This window comes from Microcoleus sp. F10-B2 (genome assembly GCF_036704965.1).
Taxonomy (GTDB): Bacteria; Cyanobacteriota; Cyanobacteriia; order Cyanobacteriales; family Microcoleaceae; genus Microcoleus.
On the sequence record NZ_JAUBTB010000008.1, the window covers coordinates 45,340 to 64,954 of the forward strand.

Consider the following 19,615-nt stretch of genomic DNA (forward strand, 5'->3'; position numbering starts at 1 on the left):
AGAATTGGGTCGATCGCCCTGTGCGCTTGTCAAAAATGATTCGATCGACTAGATGTTGGCAGGAACCGCGATTTATCTCGGTTCCTGCCTGCGACTATTTCCTTTAGGTCGGATTGACCGCACTCTGGATATATGTAACATATTTTTTAAGACTTAATTGAGGTGATTTGACTCTTGCAGATTACATTTCTCGGAACTAGCTCCGGTGTCCCCACGCGATCGCGCAACGTTTCCAGCATCGCCCTCCGCTTGCCCCAGCGAGCGGAACTCTGGCTGTTTGACTGCGGCGAAGGAACTCAGCACCAGTTTCTCCGCAGCGACCTCAAAGTCAGCCAACTAAGCCGCATTTTCATCACTCACCTGCACGGCGACCACATTTTCGGCTTAATGGGTTTGCTAGCTAGCTGCGGTTTGGCGGGGAATGTCAAGCGCATCGATATTTACGGGCCTCCGGGACTTGAAGAATATTTGCAAGCTGGCGTTCGCTATTCTCAAACTCATTTTTCTTACCCGGTTAAGGTACACAAAATTCACGAGGGAGTCATCTATGAAGATGACGAATATATTGTTAGCTGCGGCCCTTTGAAGCACCGAGTTACTGCTTTTGGTTATCGAGTAACTGAGAAAGATCGTGCGGGACATTTTGAGGTAGAAAAAGCGAAGGCTGCGGGTATTCGTCCCGGGCCGCTTTACGGTCAATTAAAACAAGGAAAGACGGTAAAGTTATCGGGCGGGCGAGAGTTTAAAGGTAGTGATTTTTGTGGCCCCGATCAAATCGGGCGCAAGTTTGTTTATTGTACTGACACGGTTTTTTGTGACGGGGCCGTGGAATTGGCGAAGGATGCTGATTTGTTGGTTCATGAAGCTACTTTTGCTCATCAAGATGCTCAAATGGCCTTCGATCGCCTGCATTCAACTTCCACAATGGCGGCTCAAGTTGCTTTGATCGCTGGGGCGAAACAGCTAATTATGACGCATTTTAGCCCGCGCTATGCTCCGGGAAATGCGATCGTCCTGGACGATTTGCTCAAGGAAGCGCAGGCAATTTTTCCGAATACAAAAATGGCCTATGACTTTTTGACTTACGAAGTGCCCAGGCCTGTTTCAAACGAGGGTTAATCTGACCTGAGATGTGACAGCATTTTCAATAATGGCGATCGGGCGGGTTCTGGGGCCCGATCAAAACTTACGTATTGGCTGTGCTGTTTTAGAGTGGTTGAAATCTCAAGGTCATGGTAAAATGTAAAAACTAATTCTATGGCGTTTTATGTCAAATCTTGAATTGTTAGCCCAACTTCGGCAATTGTCTCGTGCCCAAAAGTTTCAAATGATGCTGTTTTTAATAGCAGAATTGGCGAAAGAAGAAGCAATTGTAATGGGTAATGAATCTGCTGAAATTCTATATTCAGTGCATACTTCTAATGGTGCAGCAGAGCAATTGACGCAGTTACTAGAAGTAGAGCAGAAACAAACTCAAAATGTTTAATAGTAGGCGATATCCTTTTCAACCTAAACGAGATGGAATGGGTGTTTTAGCTGATGTTCCGTATCTGCCTTTAACACTAACTTATCAAAATCGTTCGGTTGAGGTTATGGGTTTACTGGATACAGGAGAAGCGTGTAAATGTTTTGCCCTATAATGTTGGGGTGCAGTTAGGGGCAATTTGGGAAGAGCAAAGATTTTCTGTTACTTTAGCGGGTAATTTAGCGAGTGCTGAAACGAAAGGGTTATTAGTCTTGGCAAAAGTAGGGGACTTTGAGCCAGTTCAGTTAGCTTTTGCCTGGACTAGGGTGAATAATATTCCGATTATTTTAGGTCGCACTAATTTTTTTACTGAGTTTGATGTTTGTTTTTATGGATCACAATTAGCGTTTGAAGTGTGTCCTAAATTGAGGGAAAGATGAAAGTAAATACAGTCCCAAATGTAGTGCAAATAACTTGTCTGTGTGCTTTGGTTCTTGTGTTTAAGATGAAGGATATGTCGGAAAATCATAGATACTGTAAAATATATAATTTTATTCAGTAGAAGTTGACAAGATACAAAATATGCCGTAGTTTGGGCTTATATCAGGTATTTATCCTGCATTTGCGGGTTAACGCTTAGTTATTCCTGTGCGCGTATCTTGTAGAAACTTGCAATACTTCTGAGATGATTACTTCGATTCGATCTAGCGACGGACAAAAAGTTGTGGCGCGAGATTCGCAAAAGCAGGATGGTTCCTTCTTCTGTCCCAAATGCCAGAGTGAAACTATTCTCCGCAAAGGTCGGGTCAAGGTGCATCATTTTGCTCACAAGCCTCCGGTGGTTTGTCAGTATGGGCAAGGTGAATCTGAGTTTCATCGGGTATGCAAGCAGACTATTTTCGACTGCTTGAATCAAGATAAAAGCGTGATTGCTTGCGAGTTGGAAAAAGATTTAGGCAAGGTTGTTCCTGACATTTACTTTGAGAGCTACACGGTCAAGGTTGCTATCGAGGTTCAGGTTAGCAGCTTGACCGTGAGCAAAATAGTTTATCGGACGAAAGAATATAATTGCTTAGGCATCTATGTTCTTTGGCTGCCAGTTTTCGGCGACGCTCTCGAAGCTGAAAGGTATGCACCAAAGCAGTGGGAAAAATGGTTACATGCTGCGTATTATGGTCGGGTTTACTACTGGCTTCACGGTCTGAACGTAGCGGCTGTTCACTTTGACGAGTACCAACTCTGGGTGGAGGAATCAAACTGGTATAGTTCAGATGGTGACGCAATGTCTGCAGGTGGTTATTTCAAAAAGTCAAAAAGGTATCGCACGCCTAATCATGGTCTTACTCTAAATATCTTGCAAGATTTTCAACCAGTGAGCCGACAAGGTTGGGAAGGGGGAGATATTTCTGTCCCTAAGAGGATGTTTTAAAAGGGTCGTTTGGCCTCATAGTTGGCACAAAGAAGCATCTAAGTATGGGCCCAAACCTTGATTTATCGTCTCAGTTAAGCCCAATCATCAGGGCTAAATTATACCTGACCGGACTTTTAAAACATCCTCTAACTGCAAAATCTTGACTGATAAGCACGCGCCTTGGTGGAAATGATGATCCGGCAACTCCACAACACAGGCACATTGTCGCCTAAATGCTTCGCCTCTAGGAACATCTAGGCTTAATCAGGAGGGGGCAAGAGAAATCAATTATTCAATCTAAAATCGAAAATCGAAAATCCAAAATCGGTCGATCGCCCCCAGCGACGGCCCAGGATAGCCAATGGTTGCTACAATCGGGAAAGGTAAATGTTGTGGCTAACACTACAGCCCCTAATGCTGCAAACTAAAGCTAATTATTAAAAATCTGCCTCTCCTGCCATGTTTAAAAATCTGCTCGGCGACCCCAACGCACGTAAGCTTAAGAAATTTCAGCCTTGGGTAGCTGATATCAATATCCTGGAAGAAGACTTCCGCGCACTCTCAGACGACGGCCTCAGAGGCAAAACGGCGGAGTTTCAAGAACGTCTGGCAAAAGCTAGATCTCTCAATGAAGAAAAAGAGATCCTAGACGAAATCTTGCCGGAGGCTTTTGCAGTCGTGCGGGAAGCAGGACAACGGGTTTTAGGAATGCGCCACTTTGATGTCCAACTCCTCGGGGGCATTATCCTGCACAAAGGCCAAATTGCCGAAATGAAAACCGGTGAAGGCAAAACTCTCGTGGCCACGCTGCCGGCTTACCTCAACGCCCTCAACGGTAAAGGCGTACACATCATCACCGTCAACGATTATCTCGCCAGACGGGACGCGGAATGGATGGGACAGGTGCACCGCTTCCTGGGATTGACTGTGGGACTGATTCAGCAGGGCATGGATCAGGTGGAACGAAAGAAAAATTATAGCTGCGACATTACCTACGCCACTAACAGCGAAGTCGGCTTTGATTATTTGCGCGACAACATGGCTACTGTCATGGAAGATGTAGTGCAGCGTCCTTTTAATTTCTGCGTGATTGACGAGGTTGACTCGGTGCTGATTGATGAAGCGCGGACGCCTCTAATTATTTCCGGCCAGGTGGAACGCCCCAGTGAGAAGTATATACGGGCGGCTGAGGTAGCTGCTGCTCTGAGAAAGGAAAATGAAGAACATTACGAGGTTGACGAAAAGGCTCGGAATGTGCTACTGACCGATGAAGGGTTTGGTGAAGCTGAGCGGTTGTTGGGTGTTAGGGATTTGTACGACCCGGCTGACCCTTGGGCGCATTACATTTTTAATGCGATTAAGGCGAAGGAATTGTTTATTAAGGATATTAACTACATCGTCACTCCCGATCGCGAAGTCGTGATTGTCGATGAGTTTACCGGCCGGGTGATGCCGGGACGGCGCTGGAGTGACGGTTTGCACCAGGCGATCGAAGCGAAGGAACGGGCGGAAATTCAGCCGGAAACTCAGACGCTGGCGACGATTACTTATCAGAATTTCTTTTTGCTTTATCCGAAGCTGTCGGGGATGACTGGGACAGCAAAAACTGAAGAGACCGAGTTTGAGAAGATTTACAATCTGGAAGTGACGCTGATTCCCACTAACCGGGTTACCAGCCGCACAGACCTTTCCGATATGGTTTACAAGGCTGAGGCTGGGAAGTGGAATGCCATCTCCCAAGAATGCGCGGAAATGCACGATATGGGTCGGCCGGTGCTGGTGGGCACTACAAGCGTGGAAAAGTCGGAGTTGCTGTCGCGACTGCTGCTGGAGAGGAAAATTCCTCACAATTTGCTTAATGCTAAACCGGAAAATGTGGAGCGGGAATCAGAAATTATCGCTCAAGCCGGACGCAAAGGCGCTGTGACGATCGCGACAAACATGGCGGGACGCGGTACTGATATTATTTTGGGCGGTAATTCTGAGTACATGGCGCGCCTGAAGTTGCGGGAGTATTTTATGCCCCGGATCGTGCAGCCCGAGGATGACGAAGGGTTTTCGGTGGTGCAAGTGCCGGGTATTAGCGGCCGCCCCGCACCTCAAGGTTTTGGTCCGACTGCGAAAAAGGTAAAGTCTTGGAAAGCTTCGGCGCAGATTTTCCCGACGCAGTTATCGAAAGATGCCGAGCAAATGCTCAAAGCAGCCGTGGAATTGGCGGTGAAGGAGTACGGCGAGCGATCGCTCACGGAATTGCAAGCCGATGATATCGTGGCTATAGCTTCGGAAAAAGCGCCGACAAAAGACCCGGTAATTCAAAAATTGCGGGAAGCTTACAATTTAACTCGCCGCGAATACGATGCTTTTACTAGCACGGAACACGATGAAGTCGTGCAGTTGGGAGGCTTGCACGTCATCGGTACCGAACGCCACGAATCGCGCCGGATCGACAATCAGTTGCGCGGCCGGGCGGGACGCCAAGGAGACCCTGGTTCTACACGGTTTTTCTTGAGTTTGGAAGACAATTTGCTGAGGATTTTTGGCGGCGAACGGGTGGCCGGTTTGATGAAGGCTTTCGGTGTTGAGGAAGATATGCCGATCGAATCTGGAATGCTGACTCGTTCCCTCGAAGGCGCTCAGAAAAAAGTCGAAACCTACTATTACGATATCCGCAAGCAGGTATTTGAATACGACGAAGTGATGAACAATCAGCGTCGAGCAATCTATGCGGAACGTCGCCGAGTATTGGAAGGTTTGGACTCCAAAGAACAGGTAATTAGGTATGCCGAACAGACGATGGATGACATCGTGGGAGCATACATCAACCCCGATTTACCTTCGGAAGAATGGGAAATCGACAAACTTGTGAGCAAGGTGAAGGAATTTGTTTATCTGCTGGCTGACATGACACCGGATCAGCTAGAAGATTTGTCCGTTGAAGAAATTAAAACTTTCTTGCACGAACAAGTCCGCAATGCTTACGACATGAAAGAATCGGAAGTTAATGCAATTCGAGCTGAATTGATGCGCGATGCGGAACGGTTCTTTATTTTGCAGCAAATTGATACTTTGTGGCGCGAACACTTGCAACAAATGGATGCTTTGCGCGAGTCTGTAGGGCTGCGCGGTTACGGTCAGAAAGACCCGCTGATCGAGTACAAAACTGAAGGTTACGAGCTGTTTTTGGACATGATGACGGATATCCGCCGCAATGTGGTTTATTCGCTGTTCCAGTTCCAGCCGCAGCCGGCAATGCAAGTTTCGCCAGAGATGGTTTGAAAATAGTTACCGGAAATCAGGATACGGCGAGTGCCTTAGTCCCTACAATTAATCCGGGTAGGGACACGGCACTGCCGTGTCCTCTATATCATTACCAATGCAAACGGAATTAAGCAAAATAATTTAAAAAAATACAGAGGTTCGCATTGAAATATTGTATAACCTAGAATTATGCCAACTATTTTACGAATAGACCCTTACTGACTTTACTTTTACAGCCATGAACCAAATGAACCACCTCATGTTCATATTGACCGAGACAAATTATTGGTTACATTTTGGTTGGAGTCAGTCAGTTTAGGAAACAACTTTGGTTTTAGTGCTAAACAACTTCGTAAAATACAGTCGGCAGTACAAGAAAATAAACAAACGCTATTGGAGGCTCGCTATGGGTATTTTGGCGATTCGAGCGGACGAGAGAGTTAAGCACATTCATTTTACAGAAGAAACCATTAGTGTTGATTTGATGGATGGACGAATCATTACCGTGCCTTTAATTTGGTATCGAAAATTGTTTCATGCAACTAAAGGAGGTATTTAAGGTAGATTGGAGATTAAAGCCAATCTTCTTGATCGCTTTTTTGTCGCCTGTAAACCTCACCTGTAGCGTGAATTTTACGGGTTTGTTCGTAAAGAGTTTCTTCCGTATGATTCCATTGTTGCAGGAGTTTTTTTAAGTCTGATTGAATATCTCTAGCGCCGGGAAAGCCTCGGTAGCGAATGATTAATCTTGCTAATTCTGATAAATTGTAGTCGGTTGCTTCTGAGGCTAATAAAGTATCGACACTGGCTCGATCGCGCTTGTATTGCGGGTGCTGCTGATCTTGATTTTTCGGTGCTAAATCCATGTTAATTGTTCGGAAAATAATTTTAAATTTTGTTTAAATAATCTTGTTTACTGCTTTTGATACAATCCAGTATTTTTGCCTATATCAGGCTGTAAATCTAGAGCTTTTTTTTGATAAAACAAACCTTCATTGATTCGCCCTTGTTTTTCCAAAATATTTCCTAAATTCCAATAAGCAGCGGCTAAATCTGGTTGAATAGCAATAGCTTTTTGGTAGTACATTATGGCATCATCAAGCTGCCCTTGTTTGTAAAACATACTGCCCAAATTAACATAGGCTTCGACAAAATTCGGGTCAAATTCGATCGCCTTAGAATAGGCGCGAATAGCTGCATCTATTTTGCCTTGGGCTTGCAGGATATTGCCTAGGGTTTTGTAGGCTGCGGCAAAATTGGGTTGGTGGCGAAGTGCTTGGTAACAGGAGGCGATCGCCTCTACATATTTCTGTTGCCTATAATAAACTTCAGATATCTTGCTGTGTGCAACAGCCGCATCCGGTTTGAGTGCTAGTATGTTTTTGTATTGGGCGATCGCCTCATCAAAATTTCCTGATTTCTGAAGGTTCTCGCCCGCTGAGAAATACTGCTCTACTAACTCGGAATTTACAGTCATAGATTTTTAGTTTAACAGCCGACACTACTTTACCACAGATGTTGATTAACCAGCGCAATTCTTACAGATATTCTGACTATTTTAGACTTTAAATTTGTTTGTGTACCAGAATGGGAAAAAAATAGTATGATTATTTTTAACCAGCATCAACGCTAATTCCGGAGCGAAGCTCATGGCATCACTAGCAGGAAAAGTAGCAATTGTGACAGGTGCCTCGCGGGGAATAGGACGCGCGATCGCCCTCCGATTATCCCAAGAAGGCGCATCGGTTGTCGTCAACTACGCCAGAGGCGCAGACCAGGCTAAAGATGTTGTGTCAGCGATTGAAGCAGCGGGCGGCAAAGCGTTAGCCGTGCAAGCTGATGTCAGCAAAACCGCAGAAATTCGCGATTTGTTCGATCGCACTATCGAAACCTATTCACGAGTCGATATTTTAGTCAATAATGCAGGAGTAATTCTTTACAAACCTGTAGCGGAAGTTACTGAAGCAGAATTTGACAATATTTTTGGAATTAACGTCAAAGGCACGTTTTTTGCTTGTCAAGAAGCTGCTAAACGCATGGCAGAGGGAGGCAGAATTGTCAATTTTTCCAGTTCGACAACGGCGATAATGATGCCGGCTTACGGGGCTTACGTGGCGGCAAAAGGCGCGGTGGAACAGCTAACTCGATCGCTGGCTAAGGAATTGGGCGATCGCCAAATTACAGTAAATGTCATTTCTCCGGGCCCAACGGATACAGAACTTTTCACTGGCGGCAAAACCGCCGAAGAAATACAAAAATTTACTAAAATGATAGCTTTAGGAAGACTGGGAGAAGTGGAAGATATTGCCGATGTAATTGCATTTGTGTGCAGCGAACAAGCGCGGTGGATTACCGGACAAAATATCCGCGTTAACGGCGGAATAGCGTAAATTTGTCAAGTAGTTGATTGCAAAAGATACAGCATATTCCAGGTTAATGAAGTACATTCAATATCCCCGTAGGGACAAGGCAGTGCCGTGTCCTTACCCGCAGTACGTTTAGCCGTCATGATACGATCGGGATTAAAATTTAAAAATCCCGCCCCATTGTTGCCCCAAACAATCAGGAGAAAACAACCGTGAAAGCCGCTTACTACGAACAAATCGGCAATGCCAAAGATGTCCTCAAAATTGGCGAAATAGATGTACCCAAATTAGGTGCAAATGAAGTGCTGATTAAAGTACGCGCATCCGGCATTAACCCATCCGATGTCAAGCAGCGCAGCGGTTGGGGCGGACTGACAATGCGACACCCGCGAGTCATTCCCCACAACGACGGTGCTGGGGTAATTGAAGCAGTAGGAAAAGACGTATCGCCCTCAAGAATTGGCGAACGAGTTTGGATTTATGAAGCCACATTGCCCCGCCCCTTTGGCACGGCGGCAGAATATGCTGTAGTATCCAGCGAACAAGCTGTTTTGCTGCCAGATAATACAGAATTTGTAGCAGGTGCTTGTTTGGGAGTTCCGGCGATGACAGCTCACAATTGCGTTTTTAAAGATGGTGCTGTAACGGGGAAAACAATATTAGTTGCAGGCGGCGCGGGTGCAGTTGGAAATTATGCAATTCAATTAGCAAAATGGGGCGGCGCTAATGTTATTGCAACTGTAAGTTCGGCTGAAAAAGCAGAAATTGCCAAAACTGCGGGAGCTGATTATACTGTTAATTATAAAACCGAAAATGTAGCGACACGAATTAAAGAAATTACGAAAGGGGCAGGAGTCGATCGCGTAATTGAAGTGGATTTTGCTAGCAATCTCGAAACCAACTTAAAAGTCCTCAAACGCAACGGTGCGATCGCTACTTACGCTTCTGATTCCGATATAACGCCTCAAATTCCCTTTTACTCATTAGTTTACAAAAATCTAACCGTTCATTACGTGCTAGTTTATGTGATGGACAAAGCAGCCCATCAACAAGCGGCGGCAGATATTACAACTTGTTTAAAAGCAGGAGTTTTGCGCCACGTTATCGCTGAAAGCTATGGTTTAGACGAGATTGTCAAAGCGCACGAAATGCAGGAAAGCGGAAGGGCGATCGGCAATTTGGTTTTAGTTGTCAGTCATTAGTCGTCAGTCATCAGTCAAATCCGGTAGCATCGGAATTAATATTACCCACAGTCAGGACACGGCACTGCCGTGTCCCTACAAAAATCGGGGTAGGGACACGGCACGGCGCCGTGTCCTCGGTATCATTCCGGTGCAACCGGAAACGATATTACTGCTTGCCTAACTCAGGGCGATGAACAAATCAAGGAGACAGCCGCCACACCTTAATCGTGTCGTCAAAACTGCCGCTGATCAGAGTCTTGTCTTGAGGATTAAAAGCCAATTCCACCCAAGTAGAATGACCTTTTAGCGTACCGGGTTCCCCGCCATCCATCGCCCACAGCTTGATAGTCCCGCTCAAATCGGCGCTGGCCAGGGTCTGGCCGTCGGGACTGAAAGCTAGAGACTGAATTCGATCGGCATGACCGGCAAAAGTCACCTCACCCGAAGGCTGAGGCCCGTGTTCCGTGGTGATATCCCAAATCCTCACCGTATTGTCCCAACCGCCGCTGCCCAAAATGTTACCGTCAGGGTTGACAGTAAGAGCCGAAACAGCATCTGCATGACCCGTGAGAGTGGCTTGGAATTCTCCAGTCTTCCAATTCCACAGGTTGATAGTACCGTCGCCGTTGCCAGTAAAGAGAGTGTCTTTATAGGGACTGAAAGCCACCGAATGCACCTGGTCAAAAACCCCTTTGAAGGTTTCCAACTCGGAACCGTCTTCCACTTGCCACAACTTCAAAGTATTGTCCTTACCGACACTGGCGAGGGCTTGGCCGTCGGGACTGAAAACCACCGAGAACACGCCGTCTTGGTTTCCGTCCACCGTCCGAATTAACTTACCCGAATAGAAATTCCACAATTTAATCGTACCGTCAGCGCTGCCGCTGGCGATCGTCCTGCCGTCGGGACTGACGGCCACCGACCACACGGGGCCCAAATGTCCTGTTAAAACCTTGAGCAGCTTGCCGCGACGCTTGTGCAGCAGGTGAATTGTGCCGTCGTTATTCCCGCTGACTATCACGCGGCCGTTGGGAGTGACTGCAACCGCCCAAACCGGGTTTTTGTCTTGATCCGCCAGAGTGCGCACTGCGGGCCCGGACTGGGACTCGCCACCACTGCTGAAATCCTGCATGGGGGGCGGATTGAACCGAATTTCAGGAATGCTAGAAACTGGTTCGCCAGAAGTGAAAGCCTGCGGTGCTGGAGATGGCAAGCGAACACCCAGCACTACGGACAGCAGGGCAACCGCACTTGCTCCCCACATAGCTAAAGTCCACTTGGGTTTGCTGAGAATCACTTCTACCGGTGCCGGGCCGTATTTCATGTCTGTGAGAATTGCCTCGGTCGATCGATAGCGTTTTGATGGTTCTCGCTGCACCATTTTATCCAGAATGCGGCCGAGTCGCGCCGAAACTGGTACTTTCAAATAATGCCTCCAGGCCCAACTGTCGGCTTTGATGTCAAACAAATCAAAGGGCGACATTCCCGTTAACAAGTGAATGCAAGTGACGCCCAAACTGTAGATGTCGCTGCTTTTAATCGCTTGACCTTTAATTTGTTCCGGGGCTGCGTATTCGGCAGAACCTGTCACCGTTTCTGTTTTCAGCGGCCCGCTGTTTGCCGGAATTGCCGCCCCGAAATCGACTAAAACTAGCCCCGAAGCACTTTCCTGCGGCAGGGGATGTAAATCCTCTTTCCCTGCCAAAGCTGGGGATGCTTGGGGAGTTTTGCGGTGAATAATATTGGACGGTTTGATATCTCCGTGAATCAGTTGATGTTCGTGAACAAATTGCAGGACTGGCAACAATTCGCTCAGCAGATACCAAATTTGAATTTCTTTAACAACACCTTTTTCTGAAAGCCGATCGGCTAAATTGCGGCCTTCGATGTATTCTTGCACTAAATACTGGCAGCCTTCGACTTCAAAAGATGCCAGGAGTTTGGGTATTTGGGGATGTTTGCCCAACTCGCCGAGAACTGAGGCCGACCCGCGAAATGTCCGGTTGTGCTGTGTGCCACCGTCGGCGACTGCTGCGGGCGCGCAGAACTGTTGAATGACGCAGCGGGGTTGCGAAGGTTGGTCTTCATCGACGGCTAAGAAGGTGCGGCAAGCGAGACTTTGACCGAGGGTGTGAAAGACTCGGTAGCGACCTTTTAGCAGGAGGTTCGACTCGCAACTTTTGCAGACTGTCGCGCGATCGAGATTTTGGGGGTTCTGGCAATGGGGATTGGTGCAGTAACTCATTTGTCTTTCCGCTGGAGACCCCCCGTCCGACATACACTTGCTGGTGGGGGAGGAAAGCGGGGCGGTGCGTGCCGCTTCCTGTGGACAAATTAAATAATTGGAATCTTTGCTTTATGATAATTGTTTCCCAGATTTTCGCCACACTTGCTTCGGTCGATCGCACGTAAATAATTGCTGACTTTCCTGCGAGCGAGGTTTAATAGGTCGATCGTACAGGCGGGCTCTCCTGCCCACCCTACAAGAAAATCATTCTTCGCTTCACAGGCCGGAAAGCCTGTTCTTTAGAATGGTGCAATATCTCAGTTGTTACCGAATTAAGCTATACTGTCATTGCGAATAATTGCATTGCGATCGCAGCAAAGCAATCGCGAGGCATTACCAAATATCCGCGATTCTTTCTCCTATGGAGTCAATCTAAAACTGCCAATCTCCCATCGACTAACCGATTAAAAAATTGGCAAATTTAGCCAAACAAACTACTAACTTTTAACTATTACTTATGCCCTTAATTCGCGTCCCCAAACCTTGGGAAATTCTCGACAACCAAATTACCCCAGAAACAGCCTTTCTCAACCGCCGCCGCTTCATGACCAATTTAATTGGCGCCGGCGTGACTGCTTCGCTGCTGCCGCTGACCGGCTGCCAAAGCAATGCTAGCTCAAAAACTGCTCTGGAGCAAAGCTCAACCCAAGCATATGCGGGATTGAGCCGGAATCCTGCCTTTGCGAAAGTCGATCGAGCGATTACCGACGAAGCCTTAGCTACAAAATACAACAATTTTTACGAATACGGCGGCACAAAATCTATTTGGCAAGCCGCTCAAGCTTTGCCAACAGAAAACTGGAAAGTAGAAGTAAGCGGTTTAGTAAAAAATCCCCGCACTTATGATATTGACGACCTCTACAAAAAATTTCCCATCGAAGAACGAGTGTATCGATTTCGCTGCGTAGAAGCCTGGGCGATGGTAGTTCCTTGGGTCGGATTTCCCATGAAATTGCTGATGGCAGATGTCGAACCGCAATCGAAGGCTAAATTCGTTCGCTTCACCTCATTTTACGACCCCAAAATTACCAAAGGTGCAAGTGTATTTTCGCAATTTTATCCTTGGCCTTATACCGAAGGTCTGCGAATTGAAGAAATGGCCAACGATTTAGCATTTTTTGCCACAGGCTTGTATGGCCGAAAGCTACCTAAGCAAAATGGTGCGCCGCTGCGGCAAGTGATTCCTTGGAAATACGGTTTTAAGGGCGCAAAGTCAATTGTAAAAATTGAATTTGTCGAACAACAGCCCGCCACTTTTTGGAATACAATCGGCCCCAACGAATACGCCTTTGAAGCAAATGTCGAACCCGACAAACCGCACCCCAGATGGTCGCAGGCCAGCGAACGGATAGTCGGCCCCGGTAACAGTTGGTCGTGGGAAACTCGCCCGACTTTACCCTATAACGGTTACGGCGAATATGTAGCTAGTTTGTACAGTTAATTAAGTACGCGAGATATAATTTGAGGAACAGGCTTTTGCGTTCCTCAAATTATTAATTTCTCTCCTTTCTCTTTCTCTGCGCCCTCTGCGTTCTCTGCGGTTAATTAAAAAAAACTTTTTTGTTCGCTTCAAGAAAATGAAATACAGGACACGGCAGTGCCGTATCCCTATGTTTGTAACTTTTACCTTAAATTTGCAGTCGAGCGACTACAATAAAAATTGATGAAGCTACCAAGGAATTGTTAAATGGTAACAACAACATCAACTCCCGTAGAACAGCAAACTACCCCAGAAAACCGAGTTATTTTAAAAGGTGTCAGTTGGTCAACTTTTAAAGCATTGCTGGCAGATGTCGGGGACGATAGAGCTTGGAGAATTGCTTACGATAGAGGATTATTAGAAATCAGGATGCCGCATCTAGAACATGAAGTTCCGAAAGGACTGATAGAAAGCTTTATTGAAGCTACAGCAGACGAGCTAGAAATCGAAGTGATGAAAGCTGGTTCTCTGACTCTAGAACGGGAAGATTTAACTCGGGCTGTCGAACCTGATAGTTGTTTCTACATTCAAAATGAAGCCAGCATCAGAGGTAAAAGAGACATCAACCTCCCAGAAGATTTGCCGCCCGATTTAGCAATAGAGTCAGATTACACGAATTCTTCAGTTAATAAAGATTCCATATATGCTGCAATTGGCGTGCCCGAACTTTGGAGGTATCGCCGGGAATCTCTGCAAGTTTATCAGCTTGTGGAGGGAAAATATGAAATGTGCGATCGCAGTTTAGCATTTCCCTTTTTACCCGTTGCCGAAATTCCCAGTTTCATCGAACAAAGCAGAACAATCGGACAGCGTGCTGCCGTGCGTTTGTTTCGGCAAAGAATTAGAGAAATTTTACTGAGTCAAAGTTAACGAAAAAATCAGACATACTCTAATCGACTACAATAAAAATTGATGAAGCTACCAAGGAATTGTTAAATGGTAACAACAACATCAACTCCCGTCGAGCAGCAAACTACCCCAGAAAACCGAGTTATTTTAAAAGGTGTCAGTTGGTCAACTTTTAAAGCATTGCTGGCAGATGTTGGGGACGATAGAGCTTGGAGAATTGCTTACGAGGGAGGAGTATTAGAAATCAGGATGCCGCTGGAAGAACACGAAGAACCCAAACGACTGATAGAAAGCTTTGTGGAAGCCATTGTAGATGAACTGGAAATTGAACTTAGGAGTCTTGGTTCGCTGACTCTTGAACGAGAAGATTTAACTCGTGCTGTAGAACCTGATTCCTGTTTCTACATTCAAAATGAATCTTTAGTTAGAGGCAGAAATATCAATTTGCCAAATGACCCGCCGCCTGATTTAGCAATAGAGTCAGACTACACGAATTCTTCTGTGAATAAGTTTACAATTTATGCTGCTCTTGGTGTTCCCGAACTTTGGAGGTATCGGCGGGAATCTCTGCAAGTTTATCAACTTGTGGAGGGAAAATATGAAATGTGCGATCGCAGTTTGGCTTTTCCATTTTTACCCGTTGCCGAAATTCCCGGTTTCATCGAACAAAGCAGAACAATGGGACAGCGGGCGGCGGTGCGTTTGTTTCGGCAAAGAATTAGAGAAATTTTACTAAATCAAAGTTAACGCAAAAATCCGACTGACTTTAGTTGAAAAACTAGCAAATCAATTTAAATTACATCAGCGTTAATCTGCGTTCATCTGCGGTTTAAAAAATCTTTAATATCGATATAAAATCAATTAATAAACTCCTGCACTCTCTGCCAAACTCGCTCCAATAAATCTGGCGTGCTAACATCAAACCATTCAATTTCAGGATACGCTCGAAACCAAGTCCGCTGTCTCTTCGCAAATTGCCTCGTGTGCAAAATAGTTAATTCTTTAGCTTCTTCAAGCTTAATGTCGCCCGCCAAATATTGTTTCATTTCCTGATAGCCCAGCGTGTTCAACAATGGCAAGTCGCAGCCGTATTTTTTACACAAATATTCTACTTCAGCAATCCAACCGCCTTCTAGCATTTGTTCGGTGCGCTGTTCGATCCGATCGACCAAAACATCAATATCGCAATCCAACCCAATTTGTAAAATAGGATAATTGGGAGGATTTTCGCCCTGCTGTTCGGAAATAGGGCGACCGGTGACATAAAATACTTCCAGTGCTCTTAAAGTTCTTACGGGGTCATTGAGGTGAATTTTCTCAGCGGCAGAGCGATCGACCTGCTGCAACATCGCGTAACATTGAGATTGTCCGAGTTCTGCAAGTTGCGATCGCAATTCGGGCATCGGCGCTACCCTCGGAATTTTTAAACCGCGCACGATCGACTTAATATATAAGCCCGTCCCACCAACCAACAACAGAGGAGAATCAACAGCAGCTATTAAATTTTGAGCTTGCTGCTGGTAATCTGCTAATGTCAAAGTTTCTGTCGGATCGCAGATGTCAATTAAGTGATGCGGTACACAAGTGCGATCGACCGCCGTCGGTTTTGCGGTTCCGATGTCAAATTCGCGGTACACTTGACGGGAGTCCGCACTCAGGATCGAGGATTGCAGTCGCGAAGCCACAGCCACAGCCACTCCAGACTTCCCCGTCGCCGTCGCCCCGCAAATCGTAATTAATCTAGGCATAAGCTGTCGCACATTTCCTTATAAAAAGTCTCAAATCCTCTCCTATCAATGCTTTCCCCTCTCTCCCTTCACAGATTCACCGCGATCTGCCCAGGCAGTCCTCAAGCAATCTCAAAACCATTCCCCTCCCTCCCCCCGATAAATTTCCCTTCAGAAAGCCCTAGCATCGCCTTTAACGGTTTTGTGCTATAATTTTAGAAGTTTTCCCATTTTAGAAGCTTTCGGGGCTTTAGGCCTCATTATTGGAGCTATTTTTGTATGACCAGCAGCTACAGCGCCGACCAGATTCAAGTTCTCGAAGGTCTCGAAGCAGTCCGCAAACGACCGGGGATGTACATCGGTACCACCGGCCCGCGAGGACTCCACCATCTAGTTTACGAGGTTGTGGACAATTCCATAGATGAGGCGCTGGCTGGCCACTGCACTCACATTGAGGTTGACTTCAACGCTGACGGTTCTGTTACTGTCACAGATGACGGCCGGGGTATTCCCACCGGCATCGTTTCCAAAACTGGCAAATCGGGAATAGAAACAGTAATGACTGTACTTCACGCCGGCGGTAAGTTTGGCGGCGGCGGTTACAAGGTTTCTGGAGGGTTGCACGGTGTAGGTATTTCTGTAGTTAACGCGCTTTCGGAGTGGGTAGAGGTTAGGGTTTGGCGCGACCAAAAAGAACATTTGCAGCGCTACGAAAGAGGCTTTCCAGTCAGCGAACTTCAGGCAAAGCCCAGCAAAGGAAATCGCACCGGTACTTCAGTTTGTTTCTTGCCAGACCATCAAATATTTAGCACTGGCATTGAGTTCGATTACGCTACGGTTGCCGGACGCTTGCGAGAATTGGCTTATTTGAATGCGGGCGTGAAAATTACGTTTGGCGATCGCCGCTTGGAATTGCTCAAAAGTAGCGAACCGCACGTCGAAACTTATTGTTACGAGGGTGGCATCAAGGAATATGTCACCTACATGAACCGCGAAAAGCAGCCCTTGCACGACGAAGTGATCTACGTGCAAGGAGAACGCAACAACGTGCAAATAGAAGTGTCTTTGCAGTGGTGCGTCGATGCTTTTAGCGACAACGTTCTAGGTTTTGCTAACAACATTCGGACGATCGACGGTGGGACGCACTTAGAAGGTTTGAAGGCAGTTTTGACGCGGACGATGAATTCGATCGCCCGCAAGCGCAACAAAATCAAAGAAAACGAGCCCAACCTCGCCGGCGAAAACGTTCGCGAAGGTTTGACAGCAGTGATTTCTGTCAAAGTCCCAGACCCGGAATTTGAAGGCCAAACTAAAACTAAGCTAGGAAATACAGAAGTTCGGGGAATTGTCGATTCCTTGGTAGGCGAAGTATTAACAGAATATTTGGAGTTTCGCCCCCAGGTAGCGGACGCTATTTTGGAAAAAGCAATTCAGGCATTTAAGGCCGCTGAAGCCGCCCGCCGCGCCCGCGATTTAGTGCGCCGAAAATCCGTCTTAGAATCGTCTCCTTTGCCTGGAAAATTAGCAGATTGCAGTTCCAGAGACCCCGCCCTGTCTGAAATCTACCTGGTGGAGGGGGATTCGGCAGGCGGATCGGCCAAACAAGGGCGCGATCGCCAATTCCAAGCAATCCTACCTTTGCGCGGTAAAATTCTCAATATTGAGAAAACAGACGATGCCAAAATTTACAAAAATAACGAAATTCAATCGTTAATTACAGCACTGGGTTTGGGCATCAAAGGCGAAGAATTCGATCCGGGTCAATTGCGGTATCACCACATCGTAATTATGACTGACGCTGACGTAGATGGCGCTCACATCCGCACGCTGTTGCTGACTTTCTTCTACCGCTATCAGCGCGCACTTGTAGAACAAGGTTACATCTATATTGCTTGTCCTCCTCTCTATAAAGTGGAACGCGGACGCAATCATTACTACTGTTACAGCGATCGCGAAATGAACAATCTCGTCCGCAATGAATTTCCGGCGAATGCTAACTACACCGTCCAGCGGTTCAAAGGTTTGGGCGAAATGATGCCGACACAGTTGTGGGATACGACGATGAACCCAGAAACTCGGACGCTGAAACGGGTGGAGATTGAAGACGCTGCTGAGGCCGATCGCATCTTTACGATCTTAATGGGCGATCGTGTCGCCCCCCGCCGCGAATTCATCGAAACCTACGGCCCCAAACTCAACCTCCTCGACTTGGACATCTAAATTAGCCAGTAGTCAGCAGTCATTAGTCATTAGTCAGTAGTCATTCGCTAACCACCAATGACTGAGGACTAATGACTAAACTGTTTGTGCCTTCTACCTTCGGATCCCTTCTGCTGAGTCTAGGTTTTGTTATAAAAATTAATACAATCTCTCATCAAATCGATCTAAGGTAAATGCTTAGGTAATTTTGAGATTTTTGGCGCATCCATCAACTACCGCAAAAATAGAAGGTTGGACAATATAGCATGAGCATCAATTTAGCGACCAAATTGCGTGAGGGAACAAAAAAATCCCACACAATGGCAGAAAACGTCGGTTTTGTCAAGTGTTTTTTAAAAGGCGTTGTAGAAAAAACTTCTTACCGGAAGTTAGTAGGAAACCTCTACTTTGTCTACTCGGCAATGGAAGAGGAAATGGAACGCCAAAAGCAGCATCCGGTTGTTTCAAAAATATACTTTTCTGAGTTGAATCGCAAACAAAGCTTAGAGCAAGATTTATTTTACTACTACGGTGCGAACTGGCGCGAACAAGTAGCTCCGTCAGCGGCAGCTAAAGCTTATGTGGAGCGGATTCACGAGATTTCGGCTACCGCACCAGAACTGTTAGTAGCTCACTCTTACACTCGCTACTTGGGCGATTTATCCGGCGGACAAATCCTGAAGGGAATTGCCCAGCGCGGGATGAATCTTTCCGAAGGAGAAGGCACTGCTTTCTATGAATTCCAGGATATTCCTGATGAAAAAGAATTCAAAGCTAACTACCGTCAGGCAATGAACGAACTGCCGATTGACGAAGCAACAGCAGATCGAATTGTTGACGAAGCTAATGCAGCTTTTGGCATGAACATGAAGATGTTCATGGAGTTAGAAGGCAATTTGATTAAAGCTGTCGGTCAGATGCTTTTCAATACCCTGACGCGGAAGCGCGGCGCCGGCAGTACCGAATTGGCTACTGCTGATTGAGCCAACACTCATTGGCAATAATTTGAGCCTCGTTGAAGAGGAAAAACTTAAATCCTGGGGGTTTGATGGCTGCTTTTACAGTCACCAAATCTCCGGGATTTTGCATGGCGGGCGATCGACTTTTTATAGAAGAAGGCAGAAGGCAGAAGGCAGAAGGCAGAAGGCAGAAGGCAGAAGGCAGAAGGCAGAAGGCAGAAGGCAGAAGGCCCAATGCCCAATGCCCAATGCCCAATGCCCAATGCCCAATGCCCAATGCCCAATGCCCAATGCCCAATGCCCAATTACCCATTACCCATTCTCATGCAAATGAAACTTTCTATAGCGGTTCTCGGAAAGATGAGGTATTCACGAATTAATTAACAATTCCCCAATCCCCCAATCTAAAATCTAAAATCTAAAATCTAAA

The 19,615-nt window shown here is 46.4% G+C and carries 17 protein-coding genes and 1 pseudogene; 14 read left to right on the forward strand and 4 right to left on the reverse strand.

The window, feature by feature from the left end; translation table 11 throughout:
* The first annotated feature begins 174 nt into the window (after positions 1-174).
* The 6 genes and pseudogenes from QUA99_RS04915 to QUA99_RS04940 form a co-directional block, all read left to right on the forward strand.
* Positions 175-1,119 (forward strand): ribonuclease Z, encoded by a 945-nt coding sequence (locus QUA99_RS04915; protein ID WP_333234962.1) that lies wholly within the window; start codon positions 175-177, stop codon positions 1,117-1,119.
* A 148-nt stretch (positions 1,120-1,267) separates the two neighbouring features.
* On the forward strand, positions 1,268-1,486 hold the full coding sequence (locus QUA99_RS04920) for a hypothetical protein (RefSeq protein WP_333234961.1): 219 nt from the start codon (positions 1,268-1,270) through the stop codon (positions 1,484-1,486).
* A 143-nt stretch (positions 1,487-1,629) separates the two neighbouring features.
* A complete protein-coding gene (locus QUA99_RS04925) occupies positions 1,630-1,905 on the forward strand; it encodes a hypothetical protein (RefSeq protein WP_333234960.1) in 276 nt (91 codons plus the stop codon).
* Positions 1,906-2,150: 245 nt separating this feature from the next.
* Positions 2,151-2,894 (forward strand): competence protein CoiA family protein, encoded by a 744-nt coding sequence (locus tag QUA99_RS04930; protein ID WP_333234959.1) that lies wholly within the window; start codon positions 2,151-2,153, stop codon positions 2,892-2,894.
* A gap of 441 nt (positions 2,895-3,335) precedes the next feature.
* On the forward strand, positions 3,336-6,152 hold the full coding sequence (secA, locus tag QUA99_RS04935; RefSeq protein ID WP_333234958.1) for a preprotein translocase subunit SecA: 2,817 nt from the start codon (positions 3,336-3,338) through the stop codon (positions 6,150-6,152).
* A 219-nt stretch (positions 6,153-6,371) separates the two neighbouring features.
* Positions 6,372-6,578, forward strand: a pseudogene (locus tag QUA99_RS04940) (DUF4160 domain-containing protein); the annotation flags it as partial.
* A 128-nt stretch (positions 6,579-6,706) separates the two neighbouring features.
* On the opposite strand, the gene QUA99_RS04950 reads toward QUA99_RS04940, so the two are convergent.
* Positions 6,707-7,000 carry a DUF3288 family protein gene (locus QUA99_RS04950; RefSeq protein WP_333234956.1) on the reverse strand — a complete coding sequence of 98 codons (294 nt, stop codon included), beginning with the start codon at positions 6,998-7,000 and terminating at the stop codon, positions 6,707-6,709.
* Positions 7,001-7,047: 47 nt separating this feature from the next.
* Positions 7,048-7,611, reverse strand: a complete 564-nt coding sequence (locus tag QUA99_RS04955) for a tetratricopeptide repeat protein (RefSeq protein ID WP_333234955.1) — start codon at positions 7,609-7,611, stop codon at positions 7,048-7,050.
* Between the two features lie 172 nt (positions 7,612-7,783).
* Here QUA99_RS04955 and QUA99_RS04960 point away from each other — a divergent pair, with 172 nt between their 5' ends.
* Together QUA99_RS04960 and QUA99_RS04965 are read left to right on the forward strand one after the other, a co-directional pair.
* The gene (locus tag QUA99_RS04960; RefSeq protein WP_333234954.1) at positions 7,784-8,524 is read left to right on the forward strand and encodes an SDR family oxidoreductase; all 741 of its coding nucleotides are present in this window, start codon (positions 7,784-7,786) and stop codon (positions 8,522-8,524) included.
* Positions 8,525-8,712: 188 nt separating this feature from the next.
* Positions 8,713-9,702 carry an NADPH:quinone reductase gene (locus QUA99_RS04965; RefSeq protein ID WP_333234953.1) on the forward strand — a complete coding sequence of 330 codons (990 nt, stop codon included), beginning with the start codon at positions 8,713-8,715 and terminating at the stop codon, positions 9,700-9,702.
* Between the two features lie 181 nt (positions 9,703-9,883).
* On the opposite strand, the gene QUA99_RS04970 is transcribed toward QUA99_RS04965, so the two are convergent.
* Positions 9,884-11,929 carry a serine/threonine-protein kinase gene (locus QUA99_RS04970; RefSeq protein ID WP_333234952.1) on the reverse strand — a complete coding sequence of 682 codons (2,046 nt, stop codon included), beginning with the start codon at positions 11,927-11,929 and terminating at the stop codon, positions 9,884-9,886.
* 499 nt (positions 11,930-12,428) lie between these two features.
* On the opposite strand from QUA99_RS04970, the gene msrP reads away from it, so the two are divergent.
* The 3 genes from msrP (at position 12,429) to QUA99_RS04985 (ending at position 15,047) form a co-directional block, all read left to right on the forward strand.
* Positions 12,429-13,412 carry a protein-methionine-sulfoxide reductase catalytic subunit MsrP gene (gene msrP, locus QUA99_RS04975; protein WP_333234951.1) on the forward strand — a complete coding sequence of 328 codons (984 nt, stop codon included), beginning with the start codon at positions 12,429-12,431 and terminating at the stop codon, positions 13,410-13,412.
* A gap of 246 nt (positions 13,413-13,658) precedes the next feature.
* Positions 13,659-14,321 carry a Uma2 family endonuclease gene (locus QUA99_RS04980; RefSeq protein WP_333234950.1) on the forward strand — a complete coding sequence of 221 codons (663 nt, stop codon included), beginning with the start codon at positions 13,659-13,661 and terminating at the stop codon, positions 14,319-14,321.
* Positions 14,322-14,387: 66 nt separating this feature from the next.
* The gene (locus QUA99_RS04985) at positions 14,388-15,047 is read left to right on the forward strand and encodes a Uma2 family endonuclease (RefSeq protein WP_333234949.1); all 660 of its coding nucleotides are present in this window, start codon (positions 14,388-14,390) and stop codon (positions 15,045-15,047) included.
* 110 nt (positions 15,048-15,157) lie between these two features.
* On the opposite strand, the gene miaA is transcribed toward QUA99_RS04985, so the two are convergent.
* Positions 15,158-16,048, reverse strand: a complete 891-nt coding sequence (miaA, locus tag QUA99_RS04990) for a tRNA (adenosine(37)-N6)-dimethylallyltransferase MiaA (protein WP_333234948.1) — start codon at positions 16,046-16,048, stop codon at positions 15,158-15,160.
* Between the two features lie 258 nt (positions 16,049-16,306).
* Between miaA and gyrB the strand changes: the two genes are divergently transcribed.
* The 3 genes from gyrB to QUA99_RS05005 all read left to right on the forward strand — a co-directional run bounded on the left by gyrB (position 16,307) and on the right by QUA99_RS05005 (position 19,565).
* Positions 16,307-18,247, forward strand: coding sequence for a DNA topoisomerase (ATP-hydrolyzing) subunit B (gene gyrB, locus QUA99_RS04995; protein ID WP_333234947.1), 1,941 nt, complete (start codon positions 16,307-16,309; stop codon positions 18,245-18,247).
* 245 nt (positions 18,248-18,492) lie between these two features.
* Positions 18,493-19,209 (forward strand): heme oxygenase (biliverdin-producing), encoded by a 717-nt coding sequence (locus QUA99_RS05000; protein ID WP_333234946.1) that lies wholly within the window; start codon positions 18,493-18,495, stop codon positions 19,207-19,209.
* A 65-nt stretch (positions 19,210-19,274) separates the two neighbouring features.
* A complete protein-coding gene (locus QUA99_RS05005; RefSeq protein WP_333448803.1) occupies positions 19,275-19,565 on the forward strand; it encodes a hypothetical protein in 291 nt (96 codons plus the stop codon).
* Positions 19,566-19,615: the final 50 nt, after the last annotated feature.

Coding starts and splice junctions, on each gene's coding strand:
- QUA99_RS04920 (WP_333234961.1), top strand. CDS start 1,268: ATGTCAAATCTTGAATTGTTAGCCCAACTTCGGCAATTGTCTCGTGCC.
- QUA99_RS04930 (WP_333234959.1), top strand. CDS start 2,151: ATGATTACTTCGATTCGATCTAGCGACGGACAAAAAGTTGTGGCGCGA.
- secA (WP_333234958.1), top strand. CDS start 3,336: ATGTTTAAAAATCTGCTCGGCGACCCCAACGCACGTAAGCTTAAGAAA.
- QUA99_RS04950 (WP_333234956.1), bottom strand. CDS start 7,000: ATGGATTTAGCACCGAAAAATCAAGATCAGCAGCACCCGCAATACAAG.
- QUA99_RS04955 (WP_333234955.1), bottom strand. CDS start 7,611: ATGACTGTAAATTCCGAGTTAGTAGAGCAGTATTTCTCAGCGGGCGAG.
- QUA99_RS04960 (WP_333234954.1), top strand. CDS start 7,784: ATGGCATCACTAGCAGGAAAAGTAGCAATTGTGACAGGTGCCTCGCGG.
- QUA99_RS04970 (WP_333234952.1), bottom strand. CDS start 11,929: ATGAGTTACTGCACCAATCCCCATTGCCAGAACCCCCAAAATCTCGAT.
- msrP (WP_333234951.1), top strand. CDS start 12,429: ATGCCCTTAATTCGCGTCCCCAAACCTTGGGAAATTCTCGACAACCAA.
- QUA99_RS04980 (WP_333234950.1), top strand. CDS start 13,659: ATGGTAACAACAACATCAACTCCCGTAGAACAGCAAACTACCCCAGAA.
- QUA99_RS04985 (WP_333234949.1), top strand. CDS start 14,388: ATGGTAACAACAACATCAACTCCCGTCGAGCAGCAAACTACCCCAGAA.
- miaA (WP_333234948.1), bottom strand. CDS start 16,048: ATGCCTAGATTAATTACGATTTGCGGGGCGACGGCGACGGGGAAGTCT.
- gyrB (WP_333234947.1), top strand. CDS start 16,307: ATGACCAGCAGCTACAGCGCCGACCAGATTCAAGTTCTCGAAGGTCTC.
- QUA99_RS05000 (WP_333234946.1), top strand. CDS start 18,493: ATGAGCATCAATTTAGCGACCAAATTGCGTGAGGGAACAAAAAAATCC.
- QUA99_RS05005 (WP_333448803.1), top strand. CDS start 19,275: ATGGCTGCTTTTACAGTCACCAAATCTCCGGGATTTTGCATGGCGGGC.